The 4,936-nt window shown below is 49.5% G+C and carries 4 protein-coding genes and 1 pseudogene; all 5 read right to left on the bottom strand.

Annotation, left to right across the window (positions count from 1 at the left end; translation table 11 throughout):
• Nucleotides 1–224 precede the first annotated feature (224 nt).
• The 5 genes and pseudogenes from I8U17_RS18960 to I8U17_RS17650 all read right to left on the bottom strand — a co-directional run bounded on the left by I8U17_RS18960 (nt 225) and on the right by I8U17_RS17650 (nt 4,672).
• Nucleotides 225–344, bottom strand: a complete 120-nt coding sequence (locus I8U17_RS18960) for a VOC family protein (RefSeq protein WP_327147039.1) — start codon at nt 342–344, stop codon at nt 225–227.
• Between the two features lie 29 nt (nt 345–373).
• Nucleotides 374–1,315, bottom strand: a pseudogene (locus tag I8U17_RS18500) (S-adenosylmethionine:tRNA ribosyltransferase-isomerase).
• Nucleotides 1,303–1,983: an SDR family NAD(P)-dependent oxidoreductase gene (locus tag I8U17_RS17640; protein WP_370589289.1), complete on the bottom strand. Its 681-nt coding sequence runs from the start codon at nt 1,981–1,983 to the stop codon at nt 1,303–1,305. Before I8U17_RS17640 ends, I8U17_RS18500 begins: the two are co-directional and overlap by 13 nt.
• A 318-nt stretch (nt 1,984–2,301) precedes the next feature.
• The gene (locus I8U17_RS17645) at nt 2,302–3,750 is read right to left on the bottom strand and encodes a vWA domain-containing protein (RefSeq protein WP_198059947.1); all 1,449 of its coding nucleotides are present in this window, start codon (nt 3,748–3,750) and stop codon (nt 2,302–2,304) included.
• Nucleotides 3,751–3,853: 103 nt separating this feature from the next.
• Entirely contained in the window at nt 3,854–4,672 is an 819-nt protein-coding gene (locus I8U17_RS17650; protein ID WP_033100150.1) for an MBL fold metallo-hydrolase, read from the bottom strand.
• Between the last annotated feature and the right edge of the window lie 264 nt (nt 4,673–4,936).

Genomic DNA, 4,936 nt, shown 5'->3' on the forward strand with positions numbered 1-4,936 from the left:
CTTAACCTGCTACGGTTTCTCTCCCGGTGATGCAACTTGACGAATGACCATTTCGTCATTTGCCTTATTCCATATCTTATTTTCAAGGTGCGTTCTCTCAGTTGTGCCGATCCTCTCGGCGACAAGAAATAATATATCACTGGTTCAAAAAATATGCAAGCCTTTTTTATAAAAAATTTAGCGGGTGGGAATTTGAACCTGCCCGCTTCGACCTTCATCATCGATCAGCCCAAAATCTGAACCAACTCGATCCACTCTCCGTCCGGCCCCAGCACAAAAGCATTCTTCAGCCCGATGTCCCATGTTTTGATCTCTTGGGCAATCTCTACACCTTCTTTTTGCATCCTGTTCACTTCCGCATTGAGATCATTGGTCAAAAATAGGCGGTCAGCAAATCGAGATGGGAAGCTTCCTGCTCATGAAATCCCGTCATCAATCCGGTGACGACGTTTAACTGGGTCTCTTGGTCGATGCGCAGACAAGTCCATCCGCCGGCCGCTTGAATCCCCCCTGACAAGGCTGCACTTTCAAGCGCCCGCACCACTGTTGTTCCCACTGCAATCACCCGTTTCCCTCTCTCTTTCGCTTCCTGAATGATTCTTGCCGTTTCTTCCGGGACTGCATAGAATTCACAATTTTCCTCCGGTTGAACCCGCTCCGCATCGTCAAATAAGTAACTCAACCCAGTATGCAGGGTTAGATAGGCAATTTTTATCCCTTTCCTTTGCAAGCGAAAAAGCATTTCCCAGGTAAACGCTCGGCCGGCCGATGGAAGCTCAACCGAACCCGGCGCATTACCGTATACGGTTTGATAATAATCGAGCGGCCATGATTCGGCGGAATACTCATAATGGACCGGCTCCCCGAGTGCGTAGATTTCTTCCAACAGCGCAGCCCCTTGCCGGTTGAAATCCAACGTGACAAAAGGCGGGCGAGTCTAAATCGCCTTTGCCAATAACTGCGGCGAAAATTCAAGCAGGTCCCCCGGCATCACAGATCCTCCCACCAACAATGCGTCCCAGATTGACTTATCTTTTCTGCGGGCCAAGCGAACCTCCATTCCCCTCTTTAGACACTCATCCCGACGAATCCAATTGGCCTTAAGCGAAGCCGGAATTGTACGGCTGTTGTTTAACACCAGCACATCGCCCGGGGACAAGTATTGATCAAGCTGAAAGAAGATGGTATGTCGGGATTTTCCGGTAAGCCGGTCAGAAACCATCAATTTCACATGATCCCGCCGGATTCCCTTCCGTTCCGGCAGGCTGGAGGCATTTAAAACCGGTGGCAGAACAAATTGGATCAGAGCCGCCATCGTTGATCCCCTTCTTTCCCGGCAAATGTGGGTGCATGAAGCCGTTGGCCATTGACATGACTGGACTCATCCTGTGCAAGATAGAGGAAAACACCTACCCTGTCACGCGGATCAGCCAATTCATAATCGCAATCCGGTACGGCCAGGGCATGCATCTCCGTATCCATCTCCCCGGGGTCGACTGCATTTACCCTGACTCCGCTGCCCTCCACCTCATCGGCCCAGGTTTGCGTCATTCCCTCCAGGGCAAACTTGGAGATGCCGTATGCTCCCCATCCGGCATAACCAATCCGGCCTGCTTCCGATGTGACATTGATCACTGACCCTTTTCCGCGCGCGAGCATCCCGGCCAGTACCCGCCGGGTAACCAAAAACGGATTCATGACGTTAACCCGCAAGACTTCCATAAAATCTTCCTCGGGAAAGTCGAGCAAGTACGGACTCGGACTCGGACCAAAGATTCCGGCGTTGTTAATCAAAACATCGATTTGCCCAAATTCGCCCTCCGCTGTCGCCACAAACCGTTCCACATCGCGCGGGGAGGACATATCTCCTGCCATGGCCAATACTTTTACCAAGTAAGCTTGCAGCTCCTTTTCCACTTGCTTCAGATTTGCTTCCGTACGGGCGGTGAGCGCCAGTGAAGCCCCCCTGTTCGGCAAAGGCATGTGCCAAAGCCCTCCCCAGTCCCCGTGACGCCCCGGTAATCATAACCACCTTATTTTTCAGTATTAGAAAAACCTCCTTATTTTTCCGAATGATTGTGGCACCACATTTTTACCCATTTAACAAACTTTTATAAACAATTATGTTTGTTAAATGGGTAAAAATTTTTTCTTCCAAAACAACGGCCAAAGGGCTTTGCAACTCCTTTGGCCAACAAAACAAGTTATTGTTGATCAACGACCAGACGGTTCCCAAGGAGCCCTCTTTTTGTTGCAAGCCGAGAGACTCGGAAACAGTACCGCCCAGTCATTCCCGGTGCTTTATTCCGGTGAACGGATGACACGGGGCATCCGGGCAATAATCGGCGTTCCGTAGCGCAGGTTTAATTTAGGATTGGGAAGAGAGACTGTCATGTGGGAAATCCGTTTGAGTTCGGCGATTTCCCCTCCATTTTCCACCCATAACCGGTTCACTTCATCGTTCTGGGCGACCCATTCCTGATCCAGTTTCCCGCCCACATCACTGTACCTCTGCTTGGCATAGGTGCGCAAATTGTACCAGCGCTCATCCAGCAGATCGCCCGTATCCCGCCAGTGATTCAGATCGATTTTCTTCATGCGGTACAAATCGTCCAAGGCTTCATTCAAATGCCTGTCTTCCAGTGTCACGCGGGCATCCATGCTTTGGTAAGTCTCATCCAGTTTTTGATTATCACTGGTATATTGTTGATTGATCGCTTGCAGCGTTTTTGTGTACCAATTTTCATTTTCAGCATCCAATTCGCCGGCAAAACGGGAAAAGGCCTCTTTCAGTCCCTGCTCATCCATGACAGGCACAAACGTGCCTCCCCCGGCAATCGCGGCGCTATCCAATGTCTGCCGGCTTTTTTCATCCAGACTGAGCCCGATGATGTTGACGATCGTTTGTGGATTGAATTTATGTAATTGCTTCACTTCGGCAACAGGGTTTCCACCGCAGGTATCACTTCCCCCGCTGACGATGTAGATCCGGTTCTTGCCTGTGGCCCCCGGCTTTTCAGAAAATGCGCGGGCTGTCTGTTTGATCGCCAAGGCAAGCGGTATTCCGCCGGCAGGCTGAGCTCCGTTTAAAGCCTGGTCAAAGCGGTTAGCATCATAAGCGGACAATTGGTACGCTGTCTCAACATTCCCGCAGGAAGGAGCCTGGTTCTTGGTTTGCTCTGAACCGGTCTGTCCGTAAAGGAGCAGGGCCACTTTCGTTTCCTTGGGAAGTTTGGCCGCAAATTGTTTAATGGCCTGACGAGCAAGGGCCATTTTGCTTTCCCCGTTCATCATTCCTGCCATCATCCCGCTTGCATCAAGAAGAATGACAACATTCTCCTTCATTTTCGGCTTTGTCGCATCCTTTAGAGCAGTCGGCTCAGCCTCGGATTTTAAACGGAGCAAAGTCGCCTTGTATTGAGGATTCTCCAATTTCGTAAATTGCTCTTCATATTCTGCATAGTTTTCCCCCAACAGTGCCAGCAACCGGCCATAAATCTCTTCCGCCTTCAAATTTTTCGGGAAAGTCTGCAACGCTGCCCGCAGCTTCTGCACATTATAACGCTTGGATGCATAAAGGCCCTGTCCATGATCCCGGACGATCAATTTGGCATCCGTGCTTGAAATCGGCGGTTTAAAATCAGCCTCTTTTTTGTCTGGCTCGCCCGCCAGTGATAAATAGCTGCAACCGCTGAGCAACATCGAACAGGCAAGGACGGCAGCCCACCCTCTGATCGTTTTGCGTTTCATTTCTTCCCTCCCATCATTGAGAATCCTCTTCTTCTGCTTATACCATACTATGCTTTCACTGGGAAAAGAAAAAAGCAAAATACAACTTTTCGTCATCTTTTTCTCAACGGCCGTTCATTCTCTCACGCACAATCGAATGAACGAGATGAACCGGCGACATCTCCCCGCCCGTAAACAAGGATACCCATTGCTTGGAAGGCAGCAATCTTTTGGCGATCTCGGCTTCATCCAACCCTCTCTCATGAAATTCCAGCGTTTTCTCCTGTAACCCTTCCAAAAAACGAAGCTTCTTTTCCAATTTGAAACGGCCGCCCTCTACAATGCCTGCGTGGCCGCAAAAAACGGTTTCGACCGGGAAAGTCAGAATCCGCTTGATCGAATCGATCATCCGGGGAACCGATTCTCCTTTCATCCCGTAATCGAGGCGGGTTCCCAAAAATAAATCACCTGCGAACAACCATTTTTTCTCTTCTTCGAGCAGGCAAATATGGTCAGGTGAATGCCCCGGGGTGCGAACAATCCGAAATCGATGGTTCGGCGTCTCCAGCCATTCGGGTACATCGACGCCCCCCATTTCCCCCCGCTTATTCCCCCAGATGATCCGACGGTAAGCTGGCATTTCCAATCGGTCAAATTCCGATTTTGTCTCAGGTGACCGGTACAAGGGAATGCGAAAGTAAGCGGCCCAAAAATCGGCGTTGCCGGCGTGATCTTCGTGAAAATGAGTGAGAACAATCTGGCGCGGATTTTTATCAGTTAAATAAGGAAGGAGTTCTGATCTTGCACGAACCGGCCCGGTGTCGATTAACAGACCGTCCACAATGTAACAACAAAAAGATAAAGGACTGCGAAAAAAACAGAAGCGTCCCCGGATCATATGAACATCTTCATTCACCGCTGTCCTGATTCGTATTTTCCTCATCTCGCCATTCTTCCTTCCTGGAAAATGACACATCGAAAAAGGCTCAGGCGCACATCTCCAGTGTTTGTTTAATCACACACCTGGTGCTTCTCCTTATTATTGTAAACCATCCTTCTTCTTCCTGTTATTTTCGCAAGCCATGAAAAAAAGCCGGTTGATTCTACCGGCTGAGGTTGTTGACAAAGAAGGTCAACAGCCTTTTTTGTTGAAAAGGTATAAAAAAACATTCCGAAGGAAGGTTTCTATGTTCAGGACGAATTCATC

Origin of the sequence: Thermoactinomyces sp. CICC 10521 (assembly GCF_016055135.1) — a bacterium.
GTDB lineage: Bacteria > Bacillota > Bacilli > Thermoactinomycetales > Thermoactinomycetaceae > Thermoactinomyces_A > Thermoactinomyces_A daqus.

What these genes read in the sequence shown, in the direction of transcription:
- I8U17_RS17650 (WP_033100150.1), bottom strand. Translation starts at nt 4,672, where the DNA reads ATGAGGAAAATACGAATCAGGACAGCGGTGAATGAAGATGTTCATATG.
- I8U17_RS17640 (WP_370589289.1), bottom strand. Translation starts at nt 1,983, where the DNA reads ATGCCTTTGCCGAACAGGGGGGCTTCACTGGCGCTCACCGCCCGTACG.
- I8U17_RS18960 (WP_327147039.1), bottom strand. Translation starts at nt 344, where the DNA reads ATGCAAAAAGAAGGTGTAGAGATTGCCCAAGAGATCAAAACATGGGAC.
- I8U17_RS17645 (WP_198059947.1), bottom strand. Translation starts at nt 3,750, where the DNA reads ATGAAACGCAAAACGATCAGAGGGTGGGCTGCCGTCCTTGCCTGTTCG.